At 45.8% G+C, this 15,387-nt stretch carries 18 protein-coding genes and 1 other annotated feature; of the genes, 7 read left to right on the top strand and 11 right to left on the bottom strand.

Going from position 1 to position 15,387, the window contains the following annotated elements; all coding sequences use genetic code 11:
* Positions 1 to 173: 173 nt before the first annotated feature.
* A complete protein-coding gene (locus tag AC58QC_RS18540; RefSeq protein ID WP_497416598.1) occupies positions 174 to 1,169 on the top strand; it encodes an ABC transporter substrate-binding protein in 996 nt (331 codons plus the stop codon).
* Positions 1,170 to 1,246: 77 nt separating this feature from the next.
* Here the strand turns inward: AC58QC_RS18540 and AC58QC_RS18535 are convergent, their stop codons facing one another.
* The gene (locus AC58QC_RS18535) at positions 1,247 to 1,483 is read right to left on the bottom strand and encodes an alpha/beta-type small acid-soluble spore protein (protein ID WP_056613391.1); all 237 of its coding nucleotides are present in this window, start codon (positions 1,481 to 1,483) and stop codon (positions 1,247 to 1,249) included.
* 156 nt (positions 1,484 to 1,639) lie between these two features.
* On the opposite strand from AC58QC_RS18535, the gene AC58QC_RS18530 reads away from it, so the two are divergent.
* The 3 genes from AC58QC_RS18530 to ilvD all read left to right on the top strand — a co-directional run bounded on the left by AC58QC_RS18530 (position 1,640) and on the right by ilvD (position 4,621).
* The gene (locus AC58QC_RS18530) at positions 1,640 to 2,137 is read left to right on the top strand and encodes a hypothetical protein (protein WP_497416597.1); all 498 of its coding nucleotides are present in this window, start codon (positions 1,640 to 1,642) and stop codon (positions 2,135 to 2,137) included.
* 1 nt (position 2,138) lies between these two features.
* The gene (gene rnhA / locus AC58QC_RS18525; protein ID WP_497416596.1) at positions 2,139 to 2,786 is read left to right on the top strand and encodes a ribonuclease H; all 648 of its coding nucleotides are present in this window, start codon (positions 2,139 to 2,141) and stop codon (positions 2,784 to 2,786) included.
* A gap of 149 nt (positions 2,787 to 2,935) precedes the next feature.
* A complete protein-coding gene (gene ilvD / locus AC58QC_RS18520) occupies positions 2,936 to 4,621 on the top strand; it encodes a dihydroxy-acid dehydratase (RefSeq protein WP_497416595.1) in 1,686 nt (561 codons plus the stop codon).
* A 308-nt stretch (positions 4,622 to 4,929) separates the two neighbouring features.
* On the opposite strand, the gene AC58QC_RS18515 is transcribed toward ilvD, so the two are convergent.
* Positions 4,930 to 5,928 carry a permease gene (locus AC58QC_RS18515; RefSeq protein ID WP_497416594.1) on the bottom strand — a complete coding sequence of 333 codons (999 nt, stop codon included), beginning with the start codon at positions 5,926 to 5,928 and terminating at the stop codon, positions 4,930 to 4,932.
* Between the two features lie 226 nt (positions 5,929 to 6,154).
* Positions 6,155 to 6,427: a binding site (T-box leader), on the top strand.
* Between the two features lie 74 nt (positions 6,428 to 6,501).
* Here AC58QC_RS18515 and trpS point away from each other — a divergent pair.
* Positions 6,502 to 7,485, top strand: a complete 984-nt coding sequence (gene trpS / locus AC58QC_RS18510) for a tryptophan--tRNA ligase (RefSeq protein WP_497416593.1) — start codon at positions 6,502 to 6,504, stop codon at positions 7,483 to 7,485.
* A gap of 61 nt (positions 7,486 to 7,546) precedes the next feature.
* On the opposite strand, the gene AC58QC_RS18505 is transcribed toward trpS, so the two are convergent.
* Positions 7,547 to 7,732, bottom strand: a complete 186-nt coding sequence (locus AC58QC_RS18505; protein WP_497416592.1) for a DUF5325 family protein — start codon at positions 7,730 to 7,732, stop codon at positions 7,547 to 7,549.
* Positions 7,733 to 7,900: 168 nt separating this feature from the next.
* Here AC58QC_RS18505 and AC58QC_RS18500 point away from each other — a divergent pair, with 168 nt between their 5' ends.
* Complete coding sequence (locus tag AC58QC_RS18500; protein WP_497258137.1) at positions 7,901 to 8,131, top strand: alpha/beta-type small acid-soluble spore protein; 231 nt, start codon at positions 7,901 to 7,903, stop codon at positions 8,129 to 8,131.
* 162 nt (positions 8,132 to 8,293) lie between these two features.
* On the opposite strand, the gene AC58QC_RS18495 is transcribed toward AC58QC_RS18500, so the two are convergent.
* The gene (locus AC58QC_RS18495) at positions 8,294 to 9,277 is read right to left on the bottom strand and encodes a metal-dependent hydrolase (RefSeq protein ID WP_497416591.1); all 984 of its coding nucleotides are present in this window, start codon (positions 9,275 to 9,277) and stop codon (positions 8,294 to 8,296) included.
* A 124-nt stretch (positions 9,278 to 9,401) separates the two neighbouring features.
* On the opposite strand from AC58QC_RS18495, the gene AC58QC_RS18490 reads away from it, so the two are divergent.
* Positions 9,402 to 9,704, top strand: a complete 303-nt coding sequence (locus AC58QC_RS18490; protein ID WP_497416590.1) for a hypothetical protein — start codon at positions 9,402 to 9,404, stop codon at positions 9,702 to 9,704.
* A 49-nt stretch (positions 9,705 to 9,753) separates the two neighbouring features.
* Here AC58QC_RS18490 and gerQ read toward each other — a convergent pair whose 3' ends face one another.
* The 7 genes from gerQ to urtB all read right to left on the bottom strand — a co-directional run bounded on the left by gerQ (position 9,754) and on the right by urtB (position 15,296).
* Positions 9,754 to 10,203 carry a spore coat protein GerQ gene (gerQ, locus tag AC58QC_RS18485; protein WP_497416589.1) on the bottom strand — a complete coding sequence of 150 codons (450 nt, stop codon included), beginning with the start codon at positions 10,201 to 10,203 and terminating at the stop codon, positions 9,754 to 9,756.
* Positions 10,204 to 10,296: 93 nt separating this feature from the next.
* Positions 10,297 to 10,728 (bottom strand): cell wall hydrolase, encoded by a 432-nt coding sequence (locus AC58QC_RS18480; RefSeq protein ID WP_497416588.1) that lies wholly within the window; start codon positions 10,726 to 10,728, stop codon positions 10,297 to 10,299.
* A gap of 130 nt (positions 10,729 to 10,858) precedes the next feature.
* Positions 10,859 to 11,551 carry a response regulator transcription factor gene (locus AC58QC_RS18475; RefSeq protein ID WP_497416587.1) on the bottom strand — a complete coding sequence of 231 codons (693 nt, stop codon included), beginning with the start codon at positions 11,549 to 11,551 and terminating at the stop codon, positions 10,859 to 10,861.
* 219 nt (positions 11,552 to 11,770) lie between these two features.
* Positions 11,771 to 12,424: an urea ABC transporter ATP-binding subunit UrtE gene (gene urtE / locus AC58QC_RS18470; protein ID WP_497416692.1), complete on the bottom strand. Its 654-nt coding sequence runs from the start codon at positions 12,422 to 12,424 to the stop codon at positions 11,771 to 11,773.
* Between the two features lie 34 nt (positions 12,425 to 12,458).
* Positions 12,459 to 13,250 carry an urea ABC transporter ATP-binding protein UrtD gene (urtD, locus tag AC58QC_RS18465; protein ID WP_497416586.1) on the bottom strand — a complete coding sequence of 264 codons (792 nt, stop codon included), beginning with the start codon at positions 13,248 to 13,250 and terminating at the stop codon, positions 12,459 to 12,461.
* A 36-nt stretch (positions 13,251 to 13,286) separates the two neighbouring features.
* A complete protein-coding gene (gene urtC, locus AC58QC_RS18460) occupies positions 13,287 to 14,369 on the bottom strand; it encodes an urea ABC transporter permease subunit UrtC (RefSeq protein ID WP_497416585.1) in 1,083 nt (360 codons plus the stop codon).
* 21 nt (positions 14,370 to 14,390) lie between these two features.
* Positions 14,391 to 15,296 carry an urea ABC transporter permease subunit UrtB gene (gene urtB, locus AC58QC_RS18455; RefSeq protein ID WP_497416584.1) on the bottom strand — a complete coding sequence of 302 codons (906 nt, stop codon included), beginning with the start codon at positions 15,294 to 15,296 and terminating at the stop codon, positions 14,391 to 14,393.
* Between the last annotated feature and the right edge of the window lie 91 nt (positions 15,297 to 15,387).

Raw genomic sequence — 15,387 nt, 5'->3', positions numbered from 1 at the left:
CCTTCCAACCTTTCTTGCTTCGTATATTTTAAAGTTATCCGTACGGGAAGTCAACGAATATGATAATCATTATCAAATGAGTTGACAAAGTTGGATATATTCTAGTAATATGTGTCCTAGGATAGTGAGAATGATTATCACAAAACAAGTCAACTAGGGGGAACACCATTATTATGTTTAGTAAAAAACACCTCACGTTTGGAAGAGCGTGGGCTCTTATTGCATGTCTCTTTGTTTTTAGTATGGTCGTAACAGCATGTGGAGAAAAAGCAGAAACGAAGTCGTCTGCCTCTACAGCTCCGCAAGAAACTGTGAAAGCAGAAGCTCCACGCACAATTAAACACGCCATGGGAGAATCTGTAGTCCCTGCGAATCCCAAACGTGTTGTAATTTTGACAAATGAAGGAACAGAAGCATTGCTTTCACTTGGGATTAAACCAGTTGGCGCTGTTGAATCGTTTTACGGTAACCCTTGGTTTGAGCATTTTAAAGCGGACATGCAAGGTGTAACTACAGTAGGTGTCGAAGGGCAACCGAATTTGGAAGTCATCGCATCGCTTAAGCCCGATTTAATTATTGGTAATAAGCTTCGTCAAGAGAAAGTATATGAGCAATTGAAAGCTATTGCACCGACGGTTTTCTCAGAAACACTGCGTGGTGAATGGAAAAACAACTTCAGTCTGTATGCAGATGCTTTGAATAAGAAGGCAGAAGGCGACAAAGTGATCGCTAGTTTCGATAAACGAATTAATGATTTCAAAGCAAAAGCGGGCGATAAGCTGAAGGAAAAAGTAGCTGTCATTCGGTTTATGGGTGGTAAAACGAGATATTATTATGATGATATGTTCTCAGGTGTAGTCTTCAAACAACTTGGCATTGCTCGTTCAGATGCTAAAAGTAGCGAGAAGTCATTCGAAGACATTACGAAGGAACGTTTAACTGAGCTGGATGCAGCTGATCGCGTATTCTACTTTACGTATGAAATCGGCGATGGCAAAGGCAATAAACAAGAGCAAGAATGGATGAATGATCCACTTTGGAAAAATCTTAAAGTGGTGAAAGAAAACAAATTAATTAAAGTAAATGATGCAACGTGGAATACAGGCGGCGGGGTTAGATCAGCTAACATCATGTTGGATGATTTATATAAAATCTACGACATCAAATAAATGAGATAAAAAAGGGCTTTCTCCGAGTATCTACCCGGAAGAAGGCCCTTTTGTTGCTTAAGTATTTTGGATCGTAATTATCTGCTGAATTTATTGCTTGTACCAGCAAGTTGTTGCTCAGCAATTTGAACGAGACGACGAGTGATGCTGCCCCCGATAGATCCTGTGTCATAAGACGTCATATAACCGTAGTAGCCATCTTGAGGAATTTGGATGCCCAATTCTTGAGCAACTTCATACTTCAATTGGTCTAGGGCCGATGAAGCTTGAGGAACTACTAAGGAGTTACTGCTGCGAGATTGTCCTGTAGCCATCTGATATCACCTCCAGTAGTAGGTAGTATGAACTGTTTTATAAATATTACTCATTTTTTTATTGGAAATTTAATCCTTTTTTTAAAAGCCTAAAAGCAGGAACGTTTCGACTTTGTTATAATGGGAAAATGGAAGTCGGGAAAGCGGGGAGAAAGCATGTTTGAACTAGCGATTAAGGGCTGGTCCCTAGATAAAGATTTACAGATCATTCAAGCGGATGTCCATCTGTCAGTGGCGGATAGTTTGATTATTGAAGAACCTTTATGCATTGACGTTGGCTTGCCAGCCTTATTGTATAGCGCGCTGCACGACACAGCACCGAACCGCTTCGCCCCTGCCGATCAATGGGAGCGGATGCCGTTCTTCGTATGCGGCTGCGGCGACCCGGAGTGCAGAGGCTTCTCATTCGTTGTGCGTCATCTAGCGGAGGAACAGATAGAGCTTTCTTCCGTGGAAGAGCGGACGAACGGTACATACCGCGAACTTGAGTCGCATGTCATTCCTTGCCGTGAGTATCGCGAACAAATTGTAGACATTGGTGAAACGTATCTTCGATTCATTGCAGATTTGGATTACCGCCCGTATTTTCAAGATACGGTGAAGGTCGTGGAAGAGCTTGTAGGACAATTACAACTAAAATTACGGAGTGAATAATATGGCTGCATCGAAATTTTACGTGGTTTGGGTAGGACATAAGCCTGGCGTTTACCGTACATGGGCAGAATGCCAAGCGCAGACCAACGGGTATCCGCAAGCGAAATTCAAATCTTATGAATCCGAAGGTGAAGCACGTCAAGCGCTGGAGAAGGGCTGGCAGAAATCTCTTAATTTTACCGGTAAAGGCACGGCTGCCTCGACAACGGGCAAAAAGTCAGCGACACCAGAGTCAGCTCCAGAGGTGGATTATGATAGTATTTCTGTCGATGTAGGCTGCTCAGGAAATCCGGGCATCGTGGAGTACAAGGGTGTGGATACACGGACAGGTGAAATTATTTTCTACCAGGGACCGATCTCGAAGGGAACGAATAACCTTGGTGAGTTTCTAGCCATTGTACATGGACTTGCTTACCTGAAGAAAAAGGGCAGTAAACAGACCATTTATACCGATTCGGTTACAGCGCTCAGCTGGATTCGCAAGAAGGAAGTATCAACAAATTTAGTTCGTGATGCGTCTACGGAAGAAATTTGGACCTTGGTGGATCGGGCCTTGAAATGGCTGCATACGAATACTTACACGAATAAAATCGTCAAATGGGATACGAAAAAGTGGGGCGAAATCAAGGCGGATTTTGGCAGGAAGTAAGTTAATAAATAGGAATCGATGTCTCGTATGTAAACTTGTTTACTCTCACGTTGATGCGTTATCACACTAAAGGGAGAAATATTACGAGAAGTGTGGTATGATAGTTTCATTGTTTTCATAACAGATATGAATTCTAGGAGGAATAAAGAATGGCACATCCAAAACAGCGCAGTGACATGATCAAAAAAGGTTTCGACCGCGCTCCACACCGTAGCTTACTACGTGCAGCCGGCGTTAAAGAGGAAGATTTCGGCAAACCATTTATTGCGGTTTGTAACTCTTATATAGACATTATTCCTGGACATGTTCATTTGCAAGAATTCGGTAAGCTTGTCAAAGAAGCCATTCGTGAAGCGGGCGGGGTTCCTTTCGAGTTCAACACAATCGGGGTTGACGATGGTATTGCGATGGGTCATATCGGGATGCGTTATTCCTTGCCAAGCCGTGAGATTATTGCGGATTCATTGGAAACGGTTGTTAATGCACACTGGTTTGATGGTATGGTCTGTATTCCGAACTGTGATAAAATTACACCGGGTATGATCATGGGTGCCCTTCGCGTTAACATCCCAACGATGTTAGTCAGCGGTGGACCGATGAAAGCTGGTAAAGATAAAAACGGTAAATCCATTTCCCTTTCTTCCGTATTCGAAGGCGTTGGTGCTTTCCAGGCGGGTAAATTGGATGAAGCGGGTCTGGAAGAGCTAGAACAATACGGCTGTCCGACATGTGGATCATGCTCCGGTATGTTCACAGCGAACTCCATGAACTGTCTTGCTGAAGGTCTAGGATTGGCAATGCCAGGTAACGGTACGATTCTTGCCGTTGCTGAAGAGCGTAAGCAATTCGTTAAAGATTGTGCGAAACAGCTAATGGTTCTTATTGAGAAAGACATTAAACCTCGTGATATCGTGACGATTGATGCGATTGATAACGCATTTGCTTTGGATATGGCGATGGGTGGTTCCACGAATACAGTTCTTCATACATTGGCTATCGCGGCAGAAGCAGGTATCGAGTATCCGATTGCTCGTATTAACGAAGTGGCTGAACGCGTTCCTCACCTTGCCAAAATCGCCCCAGCTTCCGATTACCACATTGAAGATGTGCATTTGGCAGGCGGTGTGAGTGCGGTAATCAATGAGCTGCTCAAAAAGCCAGGTGCTTTCAACGGTGACTGTCTATCCGTTACGGCACAAACACTTCGCGAGAACGTGGCTGGTCGTGAGATTCAGAACTTTGACGTTATTCGTCCACTTACGAACCCGCATAGTGAGCGCGGTGGATTGGCAGTTCTGTTCGGTAACTTAGCTCCTGAAGGCAGTATCGTAAAAGTTGGTGCTGTTGATAAGTCCGTTGGTGGACGTCACGTTGGTCCAGCGATCTGCTTCGATTCCCAAGACGAAGCATTGTACGGTATCGCAAACGGCAAAGTAAAAGAAGGACACGTTGTTGTCATTCGTTACGAAGGACCAAAGGGTGGACCTGGTATGCCAGAAATGTTGGCACCAACATCTCAAATCGTAGGTATGGGTCTAGGCGCGAAAGTAGCCTTGATTACAGACGGACGCTTCTCAGGCGCATCCCGCGGCATCTCATTGGGTCATATGTCACCAGAAGCAGCTGAGGGTGGACCTCTTGCTTTTGTACATGATGGCGACATCATCGATGTTGATATGGACGGACGTAAAATCGAATTGCAAATTAGCGATGAAGAGTTTGCGAAACGTCGCGAAACGTGGGCAGGTTTCCAACCGAAGATCACTTCTGGTTACTTGGCGCGTTATACCAAAATGGTGACGAACGCAAGTGCTGGCGCTATTTTGAAAATCTAATTGATAAGAAAAGCCTTGTTAGTTACCGTGTGCATGCATACGGGATAACTAACAAGGCTTTTTACTTATTCTACGCTGCCCCTCAACAACCGAGATACGGAACGTGTTTCCGTTATTCAGGTTGTTGAGAGTGATTTCTACTAGTTACGGAACGAGAGGGCGTTATTTTAATTAAGATGGGCGAATTGGACCCGTTTAGACCCGAATAGCGGAACCACGTTCCGTAACTTTTTAATTTAATAAGTTATTAGGGAAATAGAGGAACCACGTTCCGCAACTCCTTCAATAAGAGTAGTCATCCATTTCCATCAGGACAGAAAGAAATGCATGAACAATAGGGAGCCGCTCAATACGGTTATCGCGACGACAATCGATAGCGTCAAAACGAAACGCGCCTTAAAGATCGAAAGCATCATTAAGGTGCTCTTTACGTCGATCATGGGGCCGAATACTAGGAAGGCCAGAAGGGAGCCAGGTGAGAAGGATTTGGCAAAGGAAACAGCTACGAAGGCATCTGTCGTTGAGCATAATGAGAGCAAATAGGCGAAGCCCATCATGAACACATGGGAGATGAAGGCGCCTTGTCCGATTGCACTCAAGCTGTCTTGCGCCACGAATGTCTGAATCAGCGCAGTCAGTAGCGCGCCCAGCATTAAGTATTTACTCATCTCGAACAGCTCGGAGGAGCCGTGGCTGATCATCGTTAGAATACGACTATCCCCATGGGCGTGGTTGTGGTTGTGATTGTGACCATGATCGTGATCGTGATCGTGATGATCATGTTGATCCATGTGCTGGGCATGGACATGCTTGTGTTGGGTTCCTTGATCGTGTGTGTGGTGATGTGTCATGCTTGCAACAGGCTCAATCGGATGCCGCAATGGATTGCTCTTGAGAAACCGCGTGAGCAAGAAGCCGATCACGAGAGCAATAACGAAGGTGAGTCCCATGCGTGAATAGGCCATTGCAGGGTTGCCGCGGAAAGCCATCCATGTAGAGGCAAAAACGATAGGGTTAAGGATTGGCCCTACTAGAATGAAAATGACGGCGATGTAGACAGGCATCCCTTTGCGCATCAGGCGGCGCACGAAAGGGATCATGCCACATTCACATAAGGGAAACATAATGCCAAGTACACAGGCAAACAATACCCCGCCTAGTGGATGCTTGGGTGTCATTCGCTGAATAACACCTTCGGGAATGAAGTTTTCTACGATGGTAGAGAGCAGAACGCCGAGAATCATGAAAGGAAGGGCATCTAAAAAGATGTCCATAAACGCCATGAACACATGGCTGATTGGTTCCATGATCATCCCCATGGGGGGGAGTTGTCTTGTCGTGACGATCAGAATTAAGAGAAGCGCGCAAATCACCGTGGAGACGGGAAGGCTCCATCGGTATAGAGTTGAGGACAATGCATTAACACCCCTTTGCAGGAAGGATTGGTATGTATCTATCCTATGTACATGCAGGGCTATCTAGGACAATGTCCTCGATTGACATTGATCTTTAAGGGTGTATAATTATAGAAAATCAATTGCGATGATAGGAACAAGTACGTTTGTCTCCCGTTTCTCAGAGAGCCGGTGGTTGGTGCGAACCGGTGAAACAAGCAGACCGAATGGATCCTTGAGCTTGAAGCTGAACACTGTGAAGATTTTCTGGAACCTAGGCCGGAGGAATCGTGCACAGTCAATTATGCTAAACGGTAGCTCTCCGTTATCAGAGCCTGAAGGTTTACATGCCATAACTTCCGGTTATGTTGGTAGACAAATTAGGGTGGTACCACGGTCTCTCGTCCCTTGCGGAGGGAGGCTTTTTTGTTGTCTTTTTTACCTATACGCAATTCATGTACTGACAATTTCGAGGAGGTTATTTGAATGAAAAGAGTACTATCCGGTATGCAATCCAGCGGTCAGCTGACAATTGGTAATTACATTGGGGCACTTCGTAACTTTGTGAAACTGCAGGAGCTGCATCGCTGCTATTTCATGGTGGTTGATATGCATGCCATCACAGTGCCGCAAGATCCAGCGGCGCTCCGGGAACAAACAGAGTCTATCGCTTCGCTATACATTGCTTCGGGTCTAGACCCGAATAAGGCTTCTGTCTTCCTACAGTCCCATGTACATGCACATGCAGAGCTTGGCTGGATTATGACGACGTTGACGCATATGGGCGAGCTGGAACGCATGACACAATTTAAAGATAAATCCGAAGGTAAAGAATCTGTTGGCGCAGGGCTATTCACATATCCGTCTCTGATGGCAGCAGATATTTTGCTCTATAACGCGGATCTTATTCCCGTTGGCGACGATCAGAAGCAGCATTTGGAGCTGACGCGTGATTTGGCGAACCGTTTTAATAACCGTTTCGGAGATATGTTTGTGATGCCGCAGCCATATATGCCTGAAGTGGGTGCCAGAATTATGTCACTTGATGATGCCTCTAAGAAAATGAGTAAAAGCAGTCCGAATGCCGGAAGTTATATCGCGATGCTCGATGAGCCGGATGTGATTCGTAAGAAGCTTAGTCGTGCTGTTACCGACTCTGGACGAGAAGTGAAATATGATCCTCAGAACAAACCTGAGGTAAGCAATTTGATGTCGATTTACTCGCACTTTGCAGAAATGAGTCTAGTGGAGATAGAGGCGAAATACGAGGGGCAAGGGTATGGTCCTTTCAAAAAGGAGCTGGCTGAACATATTGTTGCTGTTCTTGAGCCTATTCAGCAGCGCTATCGGGAGATTCGCAGTTCAGGAGAAATCTTTGATATTTTGAAAAAAGGCGCTGACGAAGCTGCCGAAGTGGCCAATCAAACGCTGCTCGAGGTAAAGAAACGGATGGGCTTCATTGTCCGCTAAGTTCAACATTTACAAGTAAAAAAGCTCAAATTCCTTTGATCGGGAATTTGAGCTTTTTTGTTCACTTGGAGGGCGTATTTTTACGACGCATCTTGGCTTTTACTGCGAAACCATATCCGATAAATCCTAACGAAATGATGGAGCAAACGAGAACCATCCATGGCTCTCGTAGGGCGATGAATAGGGAAATACAAGCGAGCAGCAGCGTACCAACAACTGCGAATAGGAGAGCAAGTGGTTTACTCATACTGGTGACGACCTACTTTCTAGAAGATTGTTCAAGATGTTATCCTAGCATTTCTTATTCTAAACTTTTTTGAGCGCTGTGCATATAAATTCATTTCCTCCACATACTATCTTTGCAAGCTTGCAAATACATCAAAGATTATAGCTGACTGAAAGGAGTACGATCCTGATGGCACAATCTCGTAGCAGCAACACACTAGTAGTTCCGCAAGCCAATCAAGCTTTAGACCAATTGAAATATGAGGTAGCTCAGGAGCTGGGCATTCAAATTCCTCAAGACGGTTACTATGGTAACATGGCAACTCGTGATACTGGATCTATTGGTGGTGCCATTACTCGCCGGTTGGTACAAATCGCCGAGCAAACGCTCGCGGGGCAATCTGGATCTAATTACCGTTAATTAGATCATTTGTCTCCGTAATAGCATTCCCGAACTATGTAATAATAAAGCCCAGGAGCCTAAATAGCTTCTGGGCTTTTGGTGCGCCTGGTGCGAGCTGTATGGAAATGATAAAGGCCCATGCATTTTGCGCATGGGCCTGTCGGTTGCTGTTTGAGCTTCTCAGTACAAATCAACTTTCAGCTTCTTGCCGAGCTTCGTATCGTTCACCCATCCGACGTAAGAATCGAGGGTTTGGAAATTGTGATCCATCAGGATGACGCCGACGAATGGAAATTGCTTGCGATGGCGGTAGCGCACATCTGCCCATCTCACTTCATAACCCCACCGATGCTCTTTGACTTCAGCAGAGGTGAAGGAGGAGAAATAGAGCAGCGATTGAATGTCCTCGTGGTGCTTGGAAATCTCGATAGCAGGGTGGTCAGTACAAGTAATGGTGTCCAACCACTTCAGTTTGCCGTTCTTGAGTTCGCCTAACTGATAGGTTCCATCGGCGCACTCCTTCACGACATTCCAGACATAGAGGTTGAATGTTACAATAAGGGTATATTTATCACCGGGCTGATAGGTGGCATCTTTGCGATATAGCCCTTTTTCAATAATGGCATGGTCCAGTGTTCGCCAAATGTAATAAAGCGCGAGTAAGCCATACAAGGTGGGGAAAATGTGCTGTGGCTTCGCTAGATCGAAGGACCACATGAAGATCGCGGCAATGTGACTTGTGAATATAAAGGGATCGAAGATGTGAATGATGTTCCACGATACCCACTTTTCAGAAAAGGGTCGAATGGCTTGAGTGCCATAGGTGTTAAAACAGTCAGTGAATACATGAACGCACACGGCGATACCGATCCACATAGCAAGATGCAAGAAGGAGATGCCATGGAAGAATGGCGCAAGTGCCCCAGTGATCAACAGCGTCCATAAGGGCAAGGCAGGCAAGGAATGTGAGCGACCGCGGTGATTGCGAATATACACAGCATTTCCTTTGAAACGGAGGAGTCCATCGATATCAGGAATCTGAGAACCAACGACAGTTCCAATAAAAACAGCAGTCGTTGCTGCCGTATTTGCAGAAATGCTCGGATCGATTTGCGAAAGTCCTGCTAATCCTAAGCCAATGACGAGATGAGTGCCTGTATCCAACTGGTTATCCTCCTAAGTGTTCTGTACACATGGTTTGTTCTGTATCTGGGGTGAAGGCTCAATTAACATCTTGCTCTTAGTTTACCATTATAGAGTAAAAAATAAATCAGAAGGAGATCTAAAAATGTCTAAAGTTTTTGTAGAGTATGCCATAAAACCTGAATTTCGAGCTTCATTTCTCATCTATATGCAAGGACTTCAGCGGCGGGAAGGGCGTTTGGAGCTATTGGAAGGAACAGATCAAGAGGGACTTTATGTAGAAATTTGGCATGAAGTTACGTACGAGGAATACCTGAGCATGAAGCAGGAGCGCTTGAAAGAGGGGCTTGGCGATGGCCAGCACGGCGATTGGGAGCAATGGATTCAAGGAGGTATTAAGAAGCTGCATATGTGGCACTTCTCATCAGTTAAGTATGCCCAAATATAAAAACCGCTGCTCTATTACAGAGCAACGGTTTTCGCATGCTATTTAGCTGTTATCTGGACTGGGCTCCGCCTCTGAAGGGGTAGGCGTAATTGAGTTCTTCATCAAAAGTAATGTAATCCAAGTTCACCATAAGTAATAGGAAACGCATACCTGTCACAGGATCGCTGATAATGATATGATCACGTCCTGCCGCCTCTAGTCTGCCTTTGAAAATTTTGGCGTTCCATTGGGAGTTGTTTTCATATGTCATGTAGAGGGTTGCCATTTTACCCAGATTCAAACGAAGGATATTCTCGATATACGATTCTTCAAAAGCAGGAAGCCCCGGTACATTTACACCTGTTTGTAAGCCGCCAGGGGGCGTGAGTACTGATCCGGCTGGTGTTTGGGGAACGACTTTATTCGTAATGTTCGTTGGGACAGGGTACGCAGGATACGGATTGCCATACTGTACTTGCGGCATTGCTTGATTACCTATTTTGTAAGGGTTATTTAACATGATGATAATTTCCTCCTTGAGCTTTCAATTCGAAAGCTTTCTTCATAAATGTGGTTGTAAAACAATAAATTTGGCGGCGCACAATGTTACTTATCAAAAGGTGCTGAACGCGCCAGGGCAATCTTTCACCGTAGGAGCGAAGAAGCAGTGCTTTTTGAACCGCCCTGTTTGCTTTTGGTTATACCAAGAGCTAGGGCAGGCTCCTTCTGGTCTGAAATACCAAAGGGAGTTCGTTGCTGGATGAAATCGTTCTCCGTCAATGACTCTTTTCGCCAGACGAACCTCAGCATCACGGGCTTTTTGATAAAAATAGCCTTTCTGAGTGGCCTCAAATCCACCTGGGCTTTGATAAACCATGTCGTTGATGCTTCGGATTTTTTTGAAGTCTAGACAGTCCGCTTTAACCCGATTTACACCGACATTTCCGACCATCAGCATACCCATTTCCCCTTCGCCTTCAGCTTCAGCTCGGAGTAAACGTGCTAATAATTGTCGTTCATTTGCATTGGATTTTATAACGGCCATTTAGAAGGTCACTCCTTTCCGGTGACTGAGTTCGTAAAGGTCATTTTCCATAATCATCATATTGTGCTGATGCCTATTTGGTGACGAATTTCAGTGCATTTCGCAAACAAAAAAAGCTCCCGAGGGAGCTTTACATAAGTAGAAATTTATAACCGACACCCCACACCGTCTTGATGTGCTTGGGCTCTTTGGGGTCATCTTCAATTTTTTTGCGCAGGTTTGCGATATGTACGTCGATTGCACGTTCGGTTACTTGGGAATCAAAGCCGCGAACACGATTCAACAGCTCTTCTCGGCTGTAAACCCTGCCTTGATTTTGCCAGAAAAGCTTCATGATTTCGTACTCAGAGAAGGTTGTTTCTATATTTTTGCCGCCAACAAATAGACAGCGCTTCTCTAGATCCAAGTAAATCCCCATTTGATTGGGCACGTCTGATGGTGAGGGAGCCTGTGTAGGAAATGCGTTGGAACGCCGAAACAGGGCTTGTATTCTTGCTGAAAGCTCTCTCATCGAGAATGGTTTACATAAATAGTCATCAGCGCCTGTCTGAAGGCCCTTCACACGATCTGAAACGTCGTTCTTGGCGGATACCATTAAGATCGGAATGGACGAGGTATTACGAATCGTTGTGCATAGATGAATCCCATCCATATCAGGCAGCATGAGATCAAGAATGATCATATCAGGCTGGAATTCTCGAAATAAGGCCTCGCCTTGCCGCCCGTTCTCCGCGCGCTTCACTTCATAGCCATCTTCGTATAAGTAAATGGACATCATTTCACCGATACTTATATCGTCTTCGATGATTAATATTTTTGACATACAGGTTCCCCTCCTTTTCCTTTAAAAGGCTAGGTGCTCGATATGCCGTGCGCATTAATCGATCCTATCTATATGACATGTTATCCTATCCATTTTGTGACGTCCAGTTTTAACTTATTTTCAAACTCAAAAAAAGAAGCTTTACGCTACTTGAATCCTAAATCCATAGGTCAAGTTGGTCAGCTTCTTTGGTGGTAAGGTGTGAAGTTAAGATCACGATCATACGGTTAAATGCTTTCGAACGAGATCTTCGCTTAAATGCTCCGCTTTTCCTTCGGCAGCTATTGTGCCGCGGTCGAGTACATAGTAATAATCAGCAATGCTTGTGGCAAATTCTAAGCTTTGCTCGACTAGAAGCACTGCAATTTGGCGATTTCGCTTAATGGTTTCGATGATCGCCTCGATCTCCATGACGATAGATGGCTGTATCCCCTCCATGGGTTCATCCAGAAGCAATAACTGAGGTCCAGGAGCTAATGCCCGTGCGATGGCTAGCTGCTGCTGCTGACCGCCGCTGAGGTCTCCTCCTTTGCGATGAAGCATTTGACGAAGAACGGGAAACGTATCGAAGAGAGACTCTGGCAATTTCTTTCTGCGATCTGATGCGGCCTCTAAGCCTAATAAAAGATTTTCCTCGACGGTAAGTTGGGGGAATATTTCCCTGCCCTGCGGCACGTAGCCGATACCAAACTTGGCGCGGCGATCTGGAGAAGACGAAGTGATGTCTGCCTCCATGTAGTGGATATTGCCTGATCTGGGCTTAATGAGTCCCATGATACTTTTCATGAGGGTGGATTTCCCAACCCCATTGCGTCCCATTAAACAAACGATCTGACCAGGCTTTACCTCGAGGTTCACGCCACGGACGACCATACTTTCGCCATAACCGGCTTCAATGCCCTGTAGTTTAAGCACCGCGTTCAACTCTCCTTCCGAGGTATACTTCCGCAACTTTGTCATCATTCTGAATGTCTTGCATCGTGCCTTCTCGCAGGACAGTGCCTTCGTGAAGAACAGTTACTGTTCTAGCGAACTGGCGCACGAAAGCCATGTCGTGCTCAACAACGATAATGGTTTGATTCGCTGCAATTTCATGGAGCAGCTCGCCGGTTTTCTCTGTCTCACTGTCGGTCATACCAGCGGCGGGCTCGTCGAGCAACAGGAGATCAGGCTCCTGCATAAGCAGCATACCGATTTCGAGCCATTGCTTCTCCCCGTGGGAGAGGGAGCCGGCACGCTCTTTGGCTTTACTCTGAAGACCGATCATATCAAGCCGAAGGTAGAGTCGATCTCTTTGTTCACTTGTAGTTTTGGCCCACAGCGCACTGAGGAGTCCGCGCTGCTGCTTCATCGAAAGTGCCAGATTTTCAAAGACGGTTAAGGTGGAGAAAACCGTAGGCGCTTGGAATTTTCGCCCGATGCCAAGCTGGGCAATTTGGTGCTCTTGGTGCTTGGTGAGATCAATGGAATCTTTGAAAAAGACGTGACCGTGGGAAGGCTTTACTTTGCCGCAGATCACATCAAGCAGCGTCGTTTTACCAGCGCCATTGGGGCCGATAAGGAAACGGAGCTCACCGTATTTTAACGAAAAATCTAGATTCCGCAAGGCTTTGAAACCGTCGAAGTTCACCTCAAGTCCCTTGACGCTCAGGATTGTCTCGTCGGTTGTCGGTTGTTGTTTCGCTAATTGTCCTAGCATTGAAATGTTCCCCTTTCCGGTTTACATAAGCGGAGTTCATGTTTCTATTACTTCTTGCGATGACGAGATATGCTTTGGAAGATTGTTTCTTTTCCAATTGGTGAAATAGTGTGTAAGTGTGCCGACAATACCTTTTGGCAGTAATAAAACGACGATGATGAACATAGCTCCTAGCATGATTGGCCACCAAGCGGGATAAGCTTCACTGAAGGTTGTTTTGGCTGCATTCGTTACTAATGCCCCAAGAATAGCGCCCCCAATGGTTGAACGACCGCCAATAGCTACCCATAGAACCATCTCAATCGATGGTACGATACCCATTTGCGCAGGTGATATGATCCCTTCTTGAAGTACGAAGAGCACGCCTGCAAGTCCGGCTAAACCTGCGGAGACGCAGTAAATGAAAACTTTATACGTGACGGGATTATAGCCAATGAAGCGTACTCTGTTTTCACCATCCCGAATGGCAGTAAGAATGTTGCCAAGACGACTGGTCACGAGCAGGGTGCTAAGGATTAGAACAACGAGCACGACGGCTAGGGTGAGATAGAAAAACAGCAGTTTCGTCGATTGTAGTTGCAGATTCAGACCGAGAAAGGTTGTAAAGTTCGTTAATCCATTCGTCCCGCCTGTATAGCCTTGCTGTCCGACGAAGAGGGTCACCGTAATGATGACTAAGGCTTGGGATAAAATGGAGAAGAATGCGCCTTTGATCCGATTACGGAAAGTGAAATATCCGAGGATAAAGGCGACAATCATCGGTAAAATGAGCGCTAACAGGAACGCGGCTGTGGCACTATGGAACGGTAACCAGAACCATGGCAAGCTTTTGACACCACTCCAGGACATGAAATCAGGTAATTGATTAGGCGTGGAAGCAAGCTTCAAATGCATGGCCATACAATAAGCTCCGAGTCCGAAATAAACGCCATGGCCAAGACTTAAAATGCCGGTATATCCCCAGATTAAGTCAATTCCGATCGCGATAATGGCATAAGCCAGGAATTTGCCGAGTAAGGATAAACGAAAGTCAGACAAAAATAGGGGGGCAAGCGCGATGAGTAGTAAACCAATACCATAGATGGATAGCTTGAGCTTAGATTGTCTGGCAAAGAGCATAGAAGAGGTCACTTCCTTTCTTCAATCTAAGGATCGCGAACGCATCGTTACAAGTCCCACTGGCTTCCATTGTAAGAAGGCGATGATCAGTGTAAAGACAAGTACTTTACCAAGTGTAGCGCTGGTCGTATATTCCAAGGCGGTATTGAATACTCCGATCCCTAATGCGCCAGCTACGGTGCCGATCAGTTTGCCGATCCCGCCGAGCACGACGACCATAAAGGCATCAACAATATAATAGGTGCCAATCGTGGGTCCAATCGGTCCTAGTAGGGAAAGAGCACAGCCTGCGATACCAGCCATGGCAGAACCAAACGCGAAGGATTGAGCATCGACTCTGCGAGTAGATATACCCAAGCAAGAAGCCATTTCACGATTTTGCATAACCGCTCTCATTCTTCTACCGCCAGCAGAGTGATAGAGATACAGGTAGATGATGAAGATGCAAAGTGCGACAAGCCCAATGATAAAGAGTCGCTTATATGGAAGAATTAAGTCTGCCGTTACATGCCATCCGCCTTCCAACCACTGCGGAGCTCTAACAGCGACATTGGGAGCGCCAAAGATGGATCGTGCAATTTGTTGTAAAGCGAGAGAGACTCCCCAGGTAGCCAATAAGCTATCCAACGGTCTGCCGTACATGAAGCGGATGAGTACAACTTCGAGAAGCCAGCCAATGGCGAAAGCGACGACAAAAGCAACGCCGAGTGAAACGACGAAGTACCATCCGAAGGCAGAAGCGGGCATATAGGATTGGAAGCCTTTCTGTACGAGATAAGCCATATAAGCACCGATCATAATAAATTCGCCATGTGCCATATTCATCACATTCATGAGACCGAAGGTAATGGCGAGACCGATTGCGATTAAGAGCAGAATGGAGCTTAAGCTGAGTCCGTTAAATAATTGAAGCAGCAGCAAACTCATGACAATCTCTCCTTTAAAAGTTTTGAGTTGTTCATGCAAGCGAAGCGGGATATTGAAACCTCAAAACTCGCATCGGAAGCATAGGCTCTGA

This window comes from Paenibacillus sp. J22P51 (genome assembly GCF_059692215.1).
Note: the sequence above shows the minus strand (reverse complement) of the source record. Positions and strands in the feature narration are given on the sequence as shown.